Here is a 16,521-nt window from a genome sequence, read left to right on the forward strand (position 1 = left end):
TGATGATCAACCGGGGCCCGGGACGACTGCAGGGACGACCATCGGAGCGCGCATGACGACGGACAGGGGCACGGCGGACCGGGCGGAGACGGCTCGGGCCGCGGGAGTCGAGGTCAGGCCGGTCGCGGGGCACATCGGCGCCGAGGTCACCGGCGTGGACCTGGCCGGTGACCTCGACGACGGTGTGGTCGCCCTGATCAGGGAGGCCGTGCTGCGCTGGAAGGTGGTGTTCTTCCGCGGGCAGCGGCTGGACCACGCCGGCCATGTCGCCTTCGCCCGCCGGTTCGGCGAGCCGGTCGTCCTCGGGCGGCGCGGGAGCGCCTCGCCGTCCGGGTTCCCCGAGGTGGAGACCACCGCCGACCGGCTGGAGCTCGGCGGACGCTTCGGCATGGACCACGACGAGTGGCTCCAGCGGCGCCGGCACACCCTGCTGCGCGGCTGGCACTGCGACCACGGCGCCCGCATCGACCCGCCCGCGGCGACGATCCTGCGCGCCGAGACCGTCCCGCCGTACGGCGGCGACACCACCTGGTCGAACCTGGCGGCCGCGTACGCAGGACTGTCCGCGCCCGTACGGGCCTTCGTCGACGGGCTGCGGGCCGAGCACCGGCTCGGCGTCGGCTACCAGCCGCGCCCCGGCGACGACGCGTACCTCCGGCACCTCCTCGACCACCAGGTCGCCTCCGTGCACCCGCTGGTCCGCGTGCACCCCGAGACGGGGGAGCGGGTGCTGTTCGTCAACGGCTACTACCTGGAGCAGATCACGGACGTCTCCCGGCCGGAGAGCGCCGCCCTGCTGGAGATGCTCCTGGAACAGGCGGTGCGGCCCGAGTACACCGTCCGGTTCCGCTGGGAGCCCGGCAGCGTCGCCTTCTGGGACAACCGGGCCACCATCCACCTCGCCCCCGGCGACAGCGCCCACCTGGGCCACCCGCGGATCATGCACCGGGTGATGCTCACGGGCGAGGTGCCGGTGGGTGTGGACGGCAAGCCGTCCGAGCCGGTCACCGGTACCGAGGCGGGCCGCTGGTGAGTCAGGCGGCGGGCCGTCCCAGCGCCGGGCCGAGCCGCTCGGCCATGTCGGTGAGGATCTGCACGTAGTCCTCGTGCTCGAAGGTGAACGGCAGCGCGAACGCCACCTCGTCCACCTCCCGGAACGCGGCGTGCGCGTGCAGCCGTTCGGCGATCTCGGCCGAGGTGCCGACCAGGTCCGGCGCGAAGAGCAGCCGCGCCGGGCCCTGGGGGGCGGCGGTCCGGGGCAGGCGCTTGGCGGCGTACTCCTCGTACCTGGCGCGCTGCTCGGGCGTGGCGGAGTCGGTGGGGATCACGACGAGGCCCTGGGAGACCCGGGCCGCCTCGCCGTCGGGGTGGCGGGCGCGGAACTCCCGGATGTGGGACAGCTGGATCTCCGCGAAGTCCGCGGGCCCGTCCGGGGCCTCCGCCTTGACGACGCTGCTGGTCAGGAAGTTCATCCCGTGCTCGCCCGCCCAGCGCGCCGACCCGAGGCTCCCGCCGCCGTACCACATGCGGCGGCCGAGCCCGGGTGAGTGCGGCTGCACCACGTTTGAGAACACTTCGAACCCCTCGACCCCGCTGAAGTCGGTGGCCGGCTTGCCCCGCACGAGGTCCAGCAGCCGTCGCACCCGCTCGTAGGAGAAGTCCTCGGCGCCGGCCGTGTCCGGGTACAGGGCCTCCTTCACCTGGTCGTAGTGCATGGGCGGACCCACGCTGATCCCCGGGTTGAGGCGCCCGCCGGAGAGGATGTCGACCGTCGCCAGGTCCTCCGCGAGACGCAGCGGGTTCTCCCAGCCCAGCGGGGTGACCGCGGTGCCGAGTTCGATGCGGCGGGTGCGCTGCGAGGCCGCGGCCAGGACGGCGACCGGGGAGGAGATGCCGTACTGGAGGTGGCGGTGGCGCACCCAGGCGCTGTCGAAGCCCAGCCGCTCGCCCAGTTCGATGATCTCCAGCGTGGACTCGTGTCCCCGGCGCGGATCGGCCGCGTCGAACAGGCCGATCGTGAGGAAGCCCAGCTTGCGCAACGGGCGTGCGGCGGACGGCATGGGCTTCCTCCGGCGGTCGTACGTCGGTTCTGCGGTGCGGAGCCTATTGTCGCAGGCGAGTGTTGCGCGCGTGTGTTCAGATCAGCGGGATGACGACCTCGTCCTCGAGCGGCGGCGCGACCTCCTGCGCCCGGTTCCCGGTCGCAGCGAAGCAGCGCAGCCGGACCGCCTCCGGGGTGACGTCCAGACGCAGGAACGACTTGAAGAACGGCGGGCTGTAGGTGGCCGAGCCCGGCGAGAACAGCTGGGTGTAGATCTTCCGCACCGGCAGCCGGAACCGGGATGTGCGCTCGGGCCGGCGTCCGGCGCCCAGCAGACTCGCGACCAGCCGGACGCGGCGGGTGAGGCGCACCGGTGTGCCCGGGGCGCGGGTCGGTTCGATGCCCAGCCGCTCGGCGACGACGGCGGTCGCCTCGGCCTCGGTGAGGGTGAAGAAGCGGCGCAGCCGCAGACGGTGACCGTACAGCCTGCTGTAGAAGGCCAGGGAGTCGCCGCGCAGCGGATAGCAGCGGAAGTCCCGCTCGGTGACGCCCCCGACACAGACCCGGGGAATGGTGTGCGTGGCGTGCATGAAGGCCCCGCCGCCGCCCGAGACCACGTACTGGACGGTGCGCCCGTCCACGTCGACCGGGTACCGCTGGTAGTTGTGGATGTCGCCGCCGATCGCCGCCACGTAGTGGTGGGCGGGGTCGCGGACGATGTCGTCGACGGTGCCGCCGCCCTCGATGGCACAGGGATGGCGCTCGCCGTCCACGTACAGGGGCGAGCCGGTGACGAGGATCTTGGGTCGCGGCCCCTGCGACACCTCGCGCAGCCACGCGCCCTGTTCGGCGTCGATGGTGCCCAGCAGTCCGGTGTCGATGCCGATGATCCGCACCGGTCCCGCGTCGATCGCCCAGTACGGCCCCGGCTGGACCGCCCGTTGCTCCGGTGCCGACCGCAACGTCCGCGCGGCGGCGAGACGTTGCTCGTCCGCCGGGCGAGGCTTGTGCCACAGCAGGGAGCGCCACCAGGCGCGGCCGAGGGGGCGGGGCGCCGGCTCGGGGGCGAGGGGCGGGGTGTCGTCGCAGAAGACGCGCATGAACGCGCCGAGGTCCTCGTACCAGTCGTGGTTGCCGGGTATCGCGTAGATCGGCGCCCGGTAGTCCTGGTAAGGACGGAAGAACTTGGTGCCGTAGTCGTCGGTGCTGCCGACCGGGTAGATCACATCGCTGGCGAGGACGGCGAAGTCCGTGCCCTGACCGATCTTCAGGAAGCCTGGTACGACGGCGTACTGGGAGGCGTCCCCCTCCCCGGTGTCACCGATGACCATGAAGGAGAACCGGTCCCCGTCCTCGCGCCGGATCACCTTGTCCGCCGGGGCCCCCGCGGCGGCCCGCTGTGCCACCCAGCGGCCGCGGGTGCGGCCCGTGGGGTCGCCGAACCAGGACGCCAGTACGCCGTTGCGCGCGGCCCAGAGCATTCTCGGGTCGAGCCACGACAGCTTCTCGACATGGTCCGGCATCAGCCGCCGGTAGTCGCCGGCTTCGGCGGCGCCCCAGCCGGCGCCTTCCGCGGTATCGCGTGAGGAGTCAGACACGCCGTGAACCGTAACAACGGCCCGTCGCCAGGCGGTTGGCGGGGCATGGCCGGCGGCCGGCTGACTCCGGGGTAGGGAAAACCCTTGATTACCCCGGGTGGTGATGACATGTGCCAGTCAAGAGTGTCATTCTCCCTCAGCACACCGATCCTCCCCTCCCTCGCTCCACGTACCACGGTTCACGGTCCCGCACAGCTCAGCTCTTCCCGGGCAGCACACCCGTCTGTCCGGTCTGTCACCGGCCGCGACCCGGCGGCCGCAGCAGGAGGAGTACGAGTGAGACGCCTTCCCCACACCCGGGCCACGGCCGCAGCAGCCCTGGTCTCCACCGCGGCCTTCCTGGCCGTCGGCCTCCAGGCGGTCCCGGCCGCCGCCAAACCCGCCACCCCCCACCCCGGCCCCCTGCGCACCGGCGGGCTCGAGGCCAAGCTGACCCCGGCCCAGCACACCGCGCTGTTCAAGTCCGCCAGGCAGAAGACCTCCGCGACCGCCCGCACGCTCGGCCTCGGCGCCAAGGAGAAGCTGGTCGTCAAGGACGTCGTCAAGGACAACGACGGCACCGTGCACACCCGTTACGAGCGCACCTACGACGGCCTCCCCGTCCTCGGCGGCGACCTCGTCGTGCACACCCCGCCGGCCTCCCTGGCCGCCGGCACGGTGAGCACCACCTTCAACAACAAGCACACGATCAAGGTCGCCTCCACCGCCGCCGCCGTCACCAGGTCGGCCGCCCAGGCGAAGGCGCTGAAGACCGCCAAGGCCCTCCACGCCGAGAAGCCCACCGCCGGCAGCGCCCGCAAGGTGATCTGGGCCGGCACCGGCACCCCGAAGCTCGCCTGGGAGACCGTGGTCGGCGGCTTCCAGGACGACGGCACGCCCAGCAAGCTGCACGTCATCACCGACGCCACCACCGGCAAGGAACTCCACCGGTACCAGGCGGTCGAGACGGGCACCGGCAACACCCAGTACAGCGGCAGCGTCACGCTGAACACCACGCTGTCCGGTTCGACGTACCAGCTGTACGACACCACGCGCGGCGGCCACAAGACCTACAGCCTCAACAACGGCACGTCGGGCACCGGCACCCTGATGACCGATTCCGACGACGTCTGGGGCACCGGATCCGGCTCCAACACCCAGACCGCCGGCGCGGACGCCGCCTACGGCGCCCAGGAGACCTGGGACTTCTACAAGAACACCTTCGGCCGCAGCGGCATCAAGAACGACGGTGTCGCAGCCTACTCCCGCGTCCACTACAGCAGCAGCTACGTCAACGCCTTCTGGGACGACGACTGCTTCTGCATGACCTACGGCGACGGCTCCGGCGGCACCCACGCCCTGACCTCGCTGGACGTGGCCGGCCACGAGATGAGCCACGGCGTCACCTCCAATACCGCGGGCCTCGACTACAGCGGTGAGTCCGGCGGTCTGAACGAGGCGACCTCCGACATCTTCGGCACGGCGGGTGTCGAGTTCTACGCGAACAACTCCTCCGACGTCGGTGACTACCTCATCGGCGAGAAGATCGACATCAACGGCGACGGCTCGCCGCTGCGGTACATGGACAAGCCGAGCAAGGACGGCGGATCCGCCGACAGCTGGTACTCCGGTGTCGGCAACCTGGACGTGCACTACTCCTCGGGCCCGGCGAACCACATGTTCTACCTGCTGTCCGAGGGCAGCGGCACCAAGACCATCAACGGCGTCACGTACACCAGCACCACCTCCGACGGCGTCGCCGTCACCGGCATCGGCCGGGCCGCGGCCCTGCAGATCTGGTACAAGGCGCTGACGACGTACATGACGTCCAGCACCGACTACGCGGGTGCCCGCACCGCCGCCCTCAACGCGGCCGCCGCGCTGTACGGCACCAACTCCACCCAGTACGCCGGGGTGGGCAACGCCTTCGCCGGCATCAACGTCGGCAGCCACATCACCCCGCCCAGCACCGGCGTCACGGTGACCAGCCCGGGCAGTCAGTCCTCCACGGTCGGCACCGCGGTGAGCCTGCAGATATCGGCGAGCAGCACCAACAGCGGCTCCCTGACGTACGCCGCGACCGGACTGCCCACCGGCCTGTCGATCAACAGTTCGACCGGCGCGATCACCGGCACGCCCACCACGGCGGGCACCTACAGCACCACCGTCACGGTGACCGACTCCACCGGCGCGACCGGCACGGCCTCCTTCACCTGGACGGTCAGCTCCAGCGGCGGCGGTGGCACCTGCACCTCGGCCCAGCTCCTCGGCAACCAGGGCTTCGAGTCGGGCAACACCACGTGGACCGCCTCCAGCGGCGTCATCACCAATGAGAGCGGCCAGACGGCCCACGGCGGCTCCTACTACGCCTGGCTCGACGGCTACGGCTCCACCCACACCGACACGCTGTCCCAGTCGGTGACCATCCCCAGCGGCTGCAAGGCGTCGCTCACCTTCTACCTGCACATCGACACCGCGGAGACCACCAGCAGCACGGCCTACGACAAGCTGACGGTCACCGCCGGTTCGACCACCCTGGCCACGTACTCCAACCTCAACAAGGCCTCCGGGTACTCCCAGAAGACCTTCGACCTGTCCTCCTTCGCGGGCTCGACGGTCACCCTGAAGTTCACCGGTGCCGAGGACTCCTCGCTCCAGACCAGCTTCGTCGTGGACGACACCGCCCTGACGACCAGCTGACCCGTACCGCCCCCGTACCCGTCCATGTGTCCCGCACGCGGAAGCCGTCCGCGTGCGGGACACCCGCGTCTCAGCTCAGCGGATCCAGCGTCAGGTACGCCTGCTGCGGACTGCCGTCGTGCACCAGGGACTCCTGGTTGCCGACGTCGTCGAAGGCGAACGCGTACGCCTTGCCGTCGGTCATCCGCGCGTGGATCTCGCGCGCGTAGTGGTTGGTCACCGTGTCCTGGTAGAAGTCCGCCGGCGAGGTGTCCGGCTGGTCGGGGTCGACCAGCAGTGTCGAGCGGTTGAAACCGGCGCACAGCGTGCGGGAGATGGGCCCGCGGACGTTGTCGTTGGGCGCGTCCAGCAGTTTGTGGCAGCCGAAGACGCTGGCGGCGTCCGGCTTCTGGAAACCGGTGACGACCGCGCCGGAGGAGTCGGTGAAGTTCATGACGTTTCCGGAGACCCGCCCGTAGTACTTGGTGTTCGGCTGGTCGGTGAACGGGGTGACCGTCAGAGTGTCCGACTTGTACTTCTGCCAGACCCGGTTCACGTAGTCGTCCATGACGTTCGCCGGGAGAGCCCCGGTCTCCACGCCGTACAGCGGTGACAGGGCCCGCAGTACGGTCCCGTCGGACCGTGTCCGGATCAGGTCGGCCCAGCCGCCCGGCCGGCCGCGCAGCGCGTTGAAGAACCCGGTGTAGCCGCCCGACTTGAGGTGCCCCGTACTCGCCACGCTTCCGTCGGCGCGCTGCACGCCGACCGCGTACGGCGCGGAGAACATGTCGACCTGGGTGCTGTTGAGCCACAGCCCGGAGTCGTTGAGGGTGTACTCGGACCAGTTGAAGAGGATGTTCCGGTTGGGGTCGCTCGGGTTCTGCACGGCCGGCTGCACCAGTCCGCCGGTGGTCAGCCTGAAGTCCAGCTTCTGGCCGTAGGAGAAGTAGATCCGGCCGGAGAACTTCGGGATCCGAATGGTCTTCGACTGTCCGGCGGCCGGCCCGGCGATCGACGCGTCCGGCGCGGGCGCCGGCGGATTGCCGCCCGCCGGCCAGGGGTGGAACGTACCGTTCGCGTCGGCCCAGCCCTGCCGGCCCGTGGAGAGCAGCGTTCCGAGGTCGTACACGTACACCGGCGCGCCGCGGCCGGAGTTGTTGGTCAGCTTCAGGGGGATCGTGGCGGGCACCGCGGCCCCGCCGGTTGGGGTGTCCCCAGGGTGAGCAACGCGCCGACCAGGGCGGCCGAGCCGGCCAGGGGCAGCGCCTTGCGCGGGAATCCGCCGAGCACTCTCCACCTCCGTGTGGGGTTCGGGGTGGTTCGGATATTGGTCCGGACCATTTGTGAGAGCGCTCTCAATGTCGGGCCGGGATGCGTCCATGTCAATAAGTTGAACGACATGCGGCCGGCGCGGCACCCGGCAGCCGGGCGCCGCGCCGGTGGATTCAGAAGGCGAAAAGGGCGACGGATCAGAAGGAGCGGTCCAGCAGATCGAGCAGCGCGGTCCAGTGCCGCTCGTCCGCCTCCTTGTCGTACGCCGTCGTGTCGGCCTGTGTGTAGCCGTGGGCGGCGCCCGCGTACACCTCGCAACGGTGCCGGACACCCGCCTCGGTGAGCGCCTGCTCGAAGCGCTCGATCTGCTCCTCGGGCAGCGACGGGTCCTGGTCCGCGTGGCCGAAGTACACCTCGGCGGTGATGCGTGCGGCGGCCAGATGGGGACTGCCCGGGTCGTCGGTGGCGAGCCGTCCGCCGTGGAACCCGGCCGCGGCCGCGACCCGGTCCGGGTGGGCGCCGGCGGTGCACAGCACCAGCCGGGCGCCCATGCAGTACCCGGTCAGCGCGACCGGACCGTCGGCGGCCAGCGGGCTGCCGGCCAGCCAGTCCAGATAGGCGCCCGCGTCCCGTGCGGCGAGTTCGGGCGTCAGCGACATGATGAGCGGGGTGAGCTGCTCCCACATCTGCGGGCGTGCGGCGGGGTCGATGAACTCCGGCAGTTCCACCACCGGGGCGCGCCCGTGCCGGTAGAACACATTGGGCACCAGCACCGTGTAGCCGGCTCCGGCGAGCCGGTCGGCCATGGCCCTCAGGTGCGGGCGGAGTCCGAAGGCGTCCTGGTAGAGCAGGACGGCGGGGTGGGGGCGGCCGTCAACGGGATGGGAGAGGTAGGCGTCGGCGGTGCCGTCCTCGGTGGGGATGTCCACGGCGGTGCCCTGTACGGCGGTCATGGCGTGAGTGTCTCCCTGCGCAGAATGGTCACCGGGGCTGCCTGCCTCCCCGGCGCGGCGTGCAGGGCCATGCTGCCACGCAAGATCGCCACACCCGCGCGCGACCCCGGCCGGGGCCTGCGGGGTGGGGCCGGGCAGGGGCGGAGGCGGCCCCTCGGCGCGGCTTGCGCCGGCGGTGGTGATCCCGCGTGCGCGGGTGACTGCGCGGGTGCGCGCGAGGACGGACGCGGCTGCCGCGCCCTGCCTTCCCTGGCAGGGCCGCCGGACCCGCCGCGGCTCCCCGGGGTCACTCGAAGCGTGAGGTGTCGCCCGCTCCCCGTCGGACGATCTCCGCCTCCCCGCCCGAGAAGTCGACGACCGTGGTCGGTTCGGTGCCGCACTCGCCGGAGTCGACCACCGCGTCCACCACGTGGTCGAGGCGGTCCTTGATCTCCCAGCCCTGGGTCATCGGCTCCTCCTCGTCGGGCAGGAGCAGGGTGCTGGACAGCAGCGGTTCGCCGAGTTCGGCCAGCAGGGCCTGGGTGACCACGTGGTCGGGGATGCGCACGCCGACGGTCTTCTTCTTGGGGTGCAGCAGCTTGCGCGGCACCTCCCGGGTCGCCGGGAGGATGAAGGTGTAGCTGCCGGGGGTCGACGCCTTCACCGCCCGGAACACGTCGTTGTCCACCCGCACGAACTGGCCGAGCTGCGCGAAGTCCCGGCACATCAGCGTGAAGTGGTGACGGTCGTCCAGCCGGCGGATGGACCGGATCCGGTCGATGCCGTCACGGCTGCCCAGCTGGCAGCCCAGCGCGTAGCAGGAGTCGGTGGGGTATGCGATCAGCGCCCCCGAGCGGATCGCGTCGGCCACCTGGGCGATGCTGCGCGGTTGCGGGTTCTCGGGGTGCACATCGAAGTACTTCGCCATCCACCGAGCTTATGCCGACCACGCGCCGTCACGGCGCACGCGCCCGCGAACGCCGCGGACCGCCCGACCCCTTCGACGCCGGCGCGCTGGTCCCCGAGCACACCGGGCGTGGACTGCCGCAGCGCGAGAGACCGAGCGAACTCCCGCCGGATACGGGAGGTGTGGGGAGCGCTTTCCGGGGCATCCGAGCAACGAAGCGCCCGGTGGACTTCCCCCGGCCCCGGGCAACGCGTCTCCGCCGGCGGCTCTCCCCCCGTGTCCGCCGGCGGAGCCGTACCCTCCGGCCCCGCCGGAGCGGAACGGAGCCCCGCCGGCCCGGCCCGCGCGTGAGGTACCTTTCCCCTCCGTATGCCGTGGTCGAGGCGACAGGCGAGGGGAGAAAACCGAGGTGGCAGGCCGAGCGGACGACGGGCCGCGGACACCGGTGCCGCACCGCGGCACATGGGCCGAAGAACTCCTCGACCAACTACGCCCCACGGCCCGCGATCCGCGTCGGCTCGTCGCCTGGCTCGCCCGCGCCGTGGACGCGACCGTCTGTCTGCGGGGCGGCGACGGCTCCCTGCTCGCCGGTGAACCGATCACGCTCGACGACGAACTCGTCGCGGACCTCGTCACCGGCCGGATCTCCGCCGCGGCACTGCAGGACGATGGCCGGCACGTCCGCCTGGTCGCGATCCGCCACCCCGGGCAGCCGCAGCCGCGGAACGCGTCGACGGGAGTCCTGGCCGTGGTCCGCGGGGCCCCCTTCGACCGGGACGCCGCCGAGATCGTCACCCACACCGCCGGAATCGTCGAGCTGCTGCTCAGGGAGCGGGCGTTGACGGCCGCCGGACAGCGGCTGCGGCGGGCGACCGCCGACCTGCGGCTGGCCATCCTGCAACTGCTGATGGTGGAGGACACCGTCGCCGCCCGCCGGGTCGCCGCCGGGCTCTGGCCGGGCCTGCTCGACACCGACACCGCCCATGTGTACGTAGTCGAGAGCCTGCCCGAGGAACGGGACCGGCTCGCCGACGAGTGCCTGCACCTGACCGACGGTCAGGCCCTCGTCGTCCGCTGCCCGGCGATGGACGGGCACGTCATCGTCGTCAGCCCCGCGCCCATGGCCCCGGACGGGCTGCGTACGCTCGTCAGCGAACGCCCCGCCACCTACCTCGGCGGCAGCCTCCGGCAGAGCCTCGCGCAGACCGCCGGCGCCTACGGCCAGGCGATCAGCGCCCTCGCCGTGGCCCGCTTCAGCCCCGACCACACGGCGGTCTACGCCGAACGCACCCGTCCCGAGCGGCTGATGGACCCGGCGGCGCTGCACGCCTGGTCCGCCGCCGTACTGCGCCCCCTCGACACCCTGGCCCACCACACCCGGGCCGAACTGCTCGCCACCACCCGGCTGGGCCTGCAGTTCACGGCCGTGAACGCGGCCAAGGTGCTCGGTGTCAGCCGCAACACCGTGCGGGCCCGCATGGACCGCGTCGAGGCCCTGCTCGGCACCGACTTCACCGACCTCACCGTCCGCGCCGTCGCCCACCTCGCGCTGAACACGCAGGCCGCCCACGCGCTGGCGCCCGCCGACGGCGCGGCCCCCGGGACGCCCGCCGTGCGGCTCGACGGCCTGCTCGCCGGGTCCGCGCTGGGCACCTGGGCGCACGACCTCCTCGGCCGGCTGGACCAGGACGGCCGGGACCTGCGCGGTACGCTGCGCGCCTGGATCGCCGCCGGCGGCAACGCCGAACGCGCGGCCCAGGCCCTCGGTGTGCACGCGCAGACCGTGCGGGAGCACGTCCGCGGCGCCGAACCCGTCCTCGAGCACCGGCTGCTCACCGCCGGCACCGACCTCTACGAGGTGGTCCTCGCCCATCTGGCCGCCGGAGACCTGGCCGCCCCCGTGCTGGGCCGGGCGAATCAGGGCCCTTCGGACGCACCTGTGCACGGGTGAGCCTTCCGCGTGCCCCATCGGGCATCGGCGCGATACCCAACGGCCCAGCTCACACGTACCTTCGGCAGTCCCGGGGGCGCGACCGGCACGGGGGACCGGTCGGGCCCCATCAGGGGTTTCAGCCCCGCAGGGTGACCGGCACCTCCTGCCAGCCGAACGCGATGAACGACCGCACCTGCCGCAGCCCGTCGTCCTCGGCGGCCAGCCGCAGGCCCGGGAAGCGGTCGAACAGCGTGGGCAGCGCGGCCAGCGCCTCCACCCGGGCCAGCGGCGCGCCGATGCAGCGGTGCACCCCGATGCCGAACGACAGATGGTCGTCCGCCGCGCGCGCCGCGTCGAACCGGTCCGCGCGCGGCCCGTAGTGCGCGGGATCCTGCCCGGCGGCGGCGTACGTGGTGATGATCGCGTCCCCGGCCGGGATCGTCACGTCCCCCACCAACAGGTCCTCGACCGCGAAGCGCAGCGGCAGCGTGGCGATCGACGGGTGCACCCGCATCGTCTCGTCGATCACACCGTCCCAGCCGATCGCGCCGGAACGCACCGCCGCCAGCTGCTCCGGGTCCCGCAGCAGGGCCACCGCCGCGTTGCCGATGAGGTTGACCGTGGTCTCGAAGCCCGCGCCGATCACCAGCAGCAGCGTGTACAGCAGCTCCTCGTCGCTGAGCCGGTCGCCGTCCTCGTCCCTGACCCGGATCAGCTCGGTGGTCATGTCGTCGCCCGGGTGCTCACGCTTGTGGGCGATCAGCCCGCCCAGCACCGTACCGATCCGCTGCTGTGTGAACGCGGCACGCTCCGGACTCTGGTCGGAGGTGTCCATGAGGTCCCCGACCATGCGCGCGGTGTCCTCCCGCATCTCCTCGGGCACACCGAACAGTTCACAGATGAACCGCAGGGGCAGCGGAAGCGCGAGGCCCGCGCGCAGATCGACGACCCGGCCGTCGGCCCCGGCCTTCTCCAGGGCGTCGAGCAGCTCGGTGGCGATGGCGGCCACGCGCGGGCGCATCGCCTCCGTGCGGCGGTGCGTGAAGCTCGGCGCCACCAGCCTGCGCAGCCGCCGGTGATCGGGACCGTAGGCGGAGAGCATGTTGACCACGCCCACCCAGCCCAGCACCCAGCCCCACGAGGGATGCTCGCCGATCTGGGGCCACAGCCGCCAGTGCTGCCGCGCGTCCTTGCTGACCCGCGGATCGAGGATGAGCTCCTTGAGGACCTCGTAGCCGGTGGGCGCCCAGGCGGGGATCCCGCCGGGCAGTTCGACGGGCACGACCGGGCCCAGCCCGCGCAGCCGGGCGCTCTCACCGGGGATGTCGGCGCCGAACGGGTCGATGGCGATGCGGTCACTGGGGTCGGTCACGGTCACGACAACTCTCCTGGCTGGTCCGGTCGTTCACTCATCGCAGTACACACCGTCGCCGACCGCTCTCGACCGGCTGAGTGATAGTTGGCTTCGAAACGCTCCCCTTTCTGTCCGTATCCATGCGGGCCGTCCGCGCTGCGGCAAACGGCGTACCTGACCGGCCGGTGACGGCGTGCCGGGCCGGGGCCCGTCGGCGCCCTGCCTCTAATGGGACTCCGTGGCCCGCGTACGGACGGCCCGCGCCAGGACGGAGGCAGATGCACGAGATGTCCATCGCCCTCGCGGTGATCGCGGAGGTGGAGGAGGCGGCGGAACGGGCCGGAGACGTCACCGCGGTGCGATCGGTGCGGCTGGAGGTGGGCGAACTCGCCGGAGTCGTCCCCGACGCCCTGTCCTTCTCCTTCGAACTGGCCTGCGCGGGCACCGTCCTGGAGGGCGCCGAACTCGCCGTCGGCACGGTGCCGGGCCGGGCCCGCTGCGGGCCGTGCGCGCACGAGTGGGCCGTCGGGATGCCACCCCTGCTGAGCTGCCCGCGATGCGACGGCGGGACCACCGAGCTGCTGTCCGGCCGTGAGCTGCGCATCGCCGACGTGCGCTGGGAGACCGGCCCGACGCCCGGGACCACCCGCGAACCGATCCTCGAGGAGCGCTGAACCATGTGCCGTGTGGTCGACCTGCAACAGGCCGTGCTCGCCCGCAACGACGAGGCCGCGCGCACCCTGCGCGAGGAACTCGCGGCCCTGGGCACCACCGTCGTCAATCTGCTCTCCAGCCCGGGCAGCGGCAAGACCGCACTGCTCGAACACGAACTCACCCTGGCCCGGCAGCGGTCCGTGCCGGTCGCGGCGCTGACCGCCGACCTCGCCACCGAGAACGACGCGGCCCGCCTGGCCCGTTCGGGCGTACCGGTCAAGCAGATCCTCACCGACGGGCTGTGCCACCTGGAGGCCGCGATGCTCGCCCGGCACCTCCAGGGCTGGCTGCCCGAACCCACCCGGCTGCTGTTCGTGGAGAACGTCGGCAACCTCGTCTGCCCGGCCTCCTACGACCTCGGGGAAACGCTCCGGGTCGTCCTCGCCTCGGTGACGGAGGGCGAGGACAAGCCGCTGAAGTACCCCACCGCGTTCGGCCTCGCCCATCTGGTGGTCGTCACCAAGACCGACATCGCCGAGGCCGTCGGCTTCGACGAGGCGGAGTTCCGCGCCAACGTCGAACGGGTCAACCCCGGGGTGGAGGTGCTGCTCACCTCGGTGCGCCGTGCGGAGGGGGCCGGCGCCCTGCTCGACCGGGCGCTGGCGGCGGCGGACGGCGCGCTGCTGCACAGCCCCGTCATGGGCCGTCCCCGGCACGAACACGCCGCCCCCGCCGACGTCACCGTCACCGTCCCGTCCGGCTCGTGAGCATCCTGCCCCCGCCGGCCGGGACCGACCACCGCACCGCGCTGCGCCGCCGGATCACCGTGCGGGGCGTCGTGCAGGGCGTCGGCTTCCGGCCGTACGTGCACTCCCTCGCCACCTCCCTGGGGCTGACCGGACACGTGACCAACACGCCCGAGGGCGTCGTCGCGGAGGTCGAGGGCGCGCCGGAGGCCGTCGCCCGGTTCTGCGCCCGTATCGCGCGGGACGCGCCGCCCCTGGCCCGCGTCGACGCGGTCGACCACCAGGAAGTGCCCGCCACCGGGTCCGCCGCGTTCACCATCCTGGCCTCCCGCGCCACCGGCCCGGCCCGGACCCTGGTCCCGCCGGACACCGCGACCTGCGCCGCGTGCCTCGGGGAACTCGCGGATCCCGCCGACCGGCGTCATCGCCACCCGTTCGTGAACTGCACCCACTGCGGACCGCGGTTCACCATCGTCACCGGCCTGCCCTACGACCGGGCGTCCACCACGATGGCCGGGTTCCCGATGTGCCCCGACTGCGCCCGCGAGTACGCCGACCCCACCGACCGGCGCTTCCACGCCCAGCCGGTCGCCTGTCCGGCCTGCGGCCCGCGCCTGCGCCTGCTCACCGCCGCGGCGGAGCCCGGCGGGGCACCGCGGGAGACCGGCACGGCGGACCCCGTCGCCGCCGCCCGGGCGCTGCTCGCGGGTGGCGCGATCGTCGCCGTGAAGGGACTCGGCGGCTACCACCTGGCCTGCGACGCCACTCACCCGGACGCCGTCGCCCTGCTCCGCCGCCGCAAGGCCCGCGGGGACAAGCCGTTCGCCCTGATGGCCCAGAGCACCGCCGACATCGAGCACCTCGTCCGGCTCGGTCCCGAGGAACACGCCCTCCTCAGCGGCCCCGCCCGGCCCATCGTGCTGCTGCGCCGCCGCGGAACCGGCGAGGACGCCGCGCCCCTGCGCCCGGCCCCCGCCGTCGCCCCCGGCAGTCCCGACCTCGGCGTCATGCTGCCGTACACCCCCGTGCACCACCTCCTGCTCGGCCTGCCGGGGGACGCCGAAGGGCCCCGGCTGCTGGTCATGACCAGCGGCAACGTCGCCGGCGAGCCGATCGTCACCGACGAAGCGGAGGCGCTTGTGCGGCTGGCGCACCTGGCGGACGCCTGGCTCACCCACGACCGGCCGATCCACGTGCCGTGCGACGACTCCGTGGTCCGCCTGTGCGACGGGAGACCCCTCCTCGTGCGCCGGGCCCGCGGCTACGCGCCCGTGCCGCTGGACCTGCCAATCCCCGTCCGCCCGGCGCTCGCCGTCGGCGGCGACCTCAAGAACACCTTCTGCCTGGGCGAGGGCCGCCGCGCCTGGCTGTCGGCGCACATCGGCGACATGGACGACCTCGCCACCCAACGGGCGTTCGCCCGGGCCGTGACCCAGCTGGAGTCCATCACCCCGGTCCGGCCCGCCCTGCTGGCGGCCGACCGGCACCCCGGCTACCGCTCCGCCGGGTGGGCCGAGCGGAACGCGGCGGGCCGGACCGTCGTCCGCGTCCAGCACCACCACGCCCACATCGCCGCCGCGATGGCCGAGAACGGCCTGGACGGCTCCCGCCCGGTGCTCGGCGTCGCCTTCGACGGCACGGGGTACGGCGACGACGGGGCGGTGTGGGGCGGGGAGTTCCTGCTCGCGGACTACGCCGGCTACACCCGGTTCGCCCACCTCGCCTACGTGCCCCTGCCCGGCGGCGACACCGCCGTGCACCGGCCCTACCGCATGGCCCTCGCCCATCTGCGCGCGGCCGGGCTCGACTGGTCCGCCGGCCTGCCCTGCGTGGCCACCTGCCCGCGCGACGAAATGGCCGTACTCGCGCGGCAGCTGGAGCGGAACCTCAACTGCGTGCCCACCTCCAGCATGGGACGGCTCTTCGACGCCGTGTCGTCCCTCGCCGGGGTGTGCCACCGGGCGGGATACGAGGCACAGGCGGCCGTCGAGCTGGAGGCCGCCGCGCTGGGCGCCCCCCGCGGGGACGGCGACGCCTACGCCTTCGCCCTTATGGAGCGGCCCGGTGACGGCCCCCTGCGGGCCGATCCGGCACCCGTCCTCGCGGCGATCGTCGACGACCTGAGGGCCGGCGTGCCGGCGGCGACGGTCGCGGCCCGTTTCCACCGGGGCACGGCCGGCCTGGTCCACCGGCTCTGCCTACGCGCGCGGGAGCGGCACGGAGTGGACACGGTCGCCCTCACCGGGGGCGTGTTCCTCAACACCGTGCTGTCGTCGGCCTGCGCCGAGGCCCTGGACGGCGACGGCTTCACGGTGCTGCGCCACCACCTGGTCCCGCCGGGCGACGGCGGCCTGGCCCTCGGCCAGCTCGTGGTGGCCGCCCGAGCCGTCCCCGGAACTCCCGACCGATCCCACAGCTGACCCCAC

At 72.8% G+C, this 16,521-nt stretch carries 11 protein-coding genes and 1 pseudogene; 6 read left to right on the forward strand and 6 right to left on the reverse strand.

Annotation, left to right across the window (positions count from 1 at the left end):
• Nucleotides 1-52: 52 nt before the first annotated feature.
• On the forward strand, nt 53-1,033 hold the full coding sequence (locus tag ACH45E_RS04350; RefSeq protein ID WP_361451450.1) for a TauD/TfdA family dioxygenase: 981 nt from the start codon (nt 53-55) through the stop codon (nt 1,031-1,033).
• A 1-nt stretch (nt 1,034) separates the two neighbouring features.
• Here the strand turns inward: ACH45E_RS04350 and ACH45E_RS04355 are convergent, their stop codons facing one another.
• Complete coding sequence (locus tag ACH45E_RS04355) at nt 1,035-2,060, reverse strand: LLM class flavin-dependent oxidoreductase (protein ID WP_361451447.1); 1,026 nt, start codon at nt 2,058-2,060, stop codon at nt 1,035-1,037.
• A 76-nt stretch (nt 2,061-2,136) separates the two neighbouring features.
• Entirely contained in the window at nt 2,137-3,639 is a 1,503-nt protein-coding gene (locus tag ACH45E_RS04360; protein ID WP_361451445.1) for a metallophosphoesterase, read from the reverse strand.
• Between the two features lie 276 nt (nt 3,640-3,915).
• Here ACH45E_RS04360 and ACH45E_RS04365 point away from each other — a divergent pair, with 276 nt between their 5' ends.
• Nucleotides 3,916-6,318 (forward strand): M4 family metallopeptidase, encoded by a 2,403-nt coding sequence (locus tag ACH45E_RS04365; RefSeq protein WP_361451442.1) that lies wholly within the window; start codon nt 3,916-3,918, stop codon nt 6,316-6,318.
• A gap of 70 nt (nt 6,319-6,388) precedes the next feature.
• Here the strand turns inward: ACH45E_RS04365 and ACH45E_RS04370 are convergent.
• The 3 genes and pseudogenes from ACH45E_RS04370 to ACH45E_RS04380 form a co-directional block, all read right to left on the reverse strand.
• Nucleotides 6,389-7,638: pseudogene (locus ACH45E_RS04370) on the reverse strand (glycoside hydrolase family 64 protein).
• A 128-nt stretch (nt 7,639-7,766) separates the two neighbouring features.
• Nucleotides 7,767-8,522 carry a dienelactone hydrolase family protein gene (locus ACH45E_RS04375; RefSeq protein ID WP_361451439.1) on the reverse strand — a complete coding sequence of 252 codons (756 nt, stop codon included), beginning with the start codon at nt 8,520-8,522 and terminating at the stop codon, nt 7,767-7,769.
• 286 nt (nt 8,523-8,808) lie between these two features.
• Nucleotides 8,809-9,429: an L-threonylcarbamoyladenylate synthase gene (locus ACH45E_RS04380; protein WP_361451436.1), complete on the reverse strand. Its 621-nt coding sequence runs from the start codon at nt 9,427-9,429 to the stop codon at nt 8,809-8,811.
• 388 nt (nt 9,430-9,817) lie between these two features.
• Between ACH45E_RS04380 and ACH45E_RS04385 the strand changes: the two genes are divergently transcribed.
• Complete coding sequence (locus ACH45E_RS04385; protein WP_361451433.1) at nt 9,818-11,359, forward strand: helix-turn-helix domain-containing protein; 1,542 nt, start codon at nt 9,818-9,820, stop codon at nt 11,357-11,359.
• 118 nt (nt 11,360-11,477) lie between these two features.
• Here the strand turns inward: ACH45E_RS04385 and ACH45E_RS04390 are convergent, their stop codons facing one another.
• Nucleotides 11,478-12,719 carry a cytochrome P450 gene (locus tag ACH45E_RS04390; RefSeq protein ID WP_361451430.1) on the reverse strand — a complete coding sequence of 414 codons (1,242 nt, stop codon included), beginning with the start codon at nt 12,717-12,719 and terminating at the stop codon, nt 11,478-11,480.
• A gap of 254 nt (nt 12,720-12,973) precedes the next feature.
• Here ACH45E_RS04390 and hypA point away from each other — a divergent pair, with 254 nt between their 5' ends.
• Genes hypA through hypF form a run of 3 tightly spaced genes read left to right on the forward strand, consistent with a single transcriptional unit; the run spans nt 12,974 to nt 16,515 of the window.
• Nucleotides 12,974-13,369 carry a hydrogenase maturation nickel metallochaperone HypA gene (gene hypA / locus ACH45E_RS04395; protein WP_361451427.1) on the forward strand — a complete coding sequence of 132 codons (396 nt, stop codon included), beginning with the start codon at nt 12,974-12,976 and terminating at the stop codon, nt 13,367-13,369.
• A gap of 3 nt (nt 13,370-13,372) precedes the next feature.
• Nucleotides 13,373-14,116 (forward strand): hydrogenase nickel incorporation protein HypB, encoded by a 744-nt coding sequence (hypB, locus tag ACH45E_RS04400; RefSeq protein ID WP_361451424.1) that lies wholly within the window; start codon nt 13,373-13,375, stop codon nt 14,114-14,116.
• On the forward strand, nt 14,113-16,515 hold the full coding sequence (hypF, locus tag ACH45E_RS04405; protein ID WP_361451421.1) for a carbamoyltransferase HypF: 2,403 nt from the start codon (nt 14,113-14,115) through the stop codon (nt 16,513-16,515). Before hypB ends, hypF begins: the two co-directional genes overlap by 4 nt.
• Nucleotides 16,516-16,521: the final 6 nt, after the last annotated feature.

It is taken from the genome of Streptomyces sp. NPDC020299, assembly GCF_044387825.1.
Taxonomy (GTDB): domain Bacteria; phylum Actinomycetota; class Actinomycetes; order Streptomycetales; family Streptomycetaceae; genus Streptomyces.

Bases quoted from the DNA above. Each gene is read 5' to 3' on its own strand.
- ACH45E_RS04355 (WP_361451447.1), bottom strand. From the start codon at position 2,060: ATGCCGTCCGCCGCACGCCCGTTGCGCAAGCTGGGCTTCCTCACGATC.
- ACH45E_RS04350 (WP_361451450.1), top strand. From the start codon at position 53: ATGACGACGGACAGGGGCACGGCGGACCGGGCGGAGACGGCTCGGGCC.
- ACH45E_RS04380 (WP_361451436.1), bottom strand. From the start codon at position 9,429: ATGGCGAAGTACTTCGATGTGCACCCCGAGAACCCGCAACCGCGCAGC.
- hypB (WP_361451424.1), top strand. From the start codon at position 13,373: ATGTGCCGTGTGGTCGACCTGCAACAGGCCGTGCTCGCCCGCAACGAC.
- ACH45E_RS04375 (WP_361451439.1), bottom strand. From the start codon at position 8,522: ATGACCGCCGTACAGGGCACCGCCGTGGACATCCCCACCGAGGACGGC.
- hypA (WP_361451427.1), top strand. From the start codon at position 12,974: ATGCACGAGATGTCCATCGCCCTCGCGGTGATCGCGGAGGTGGAGGAG.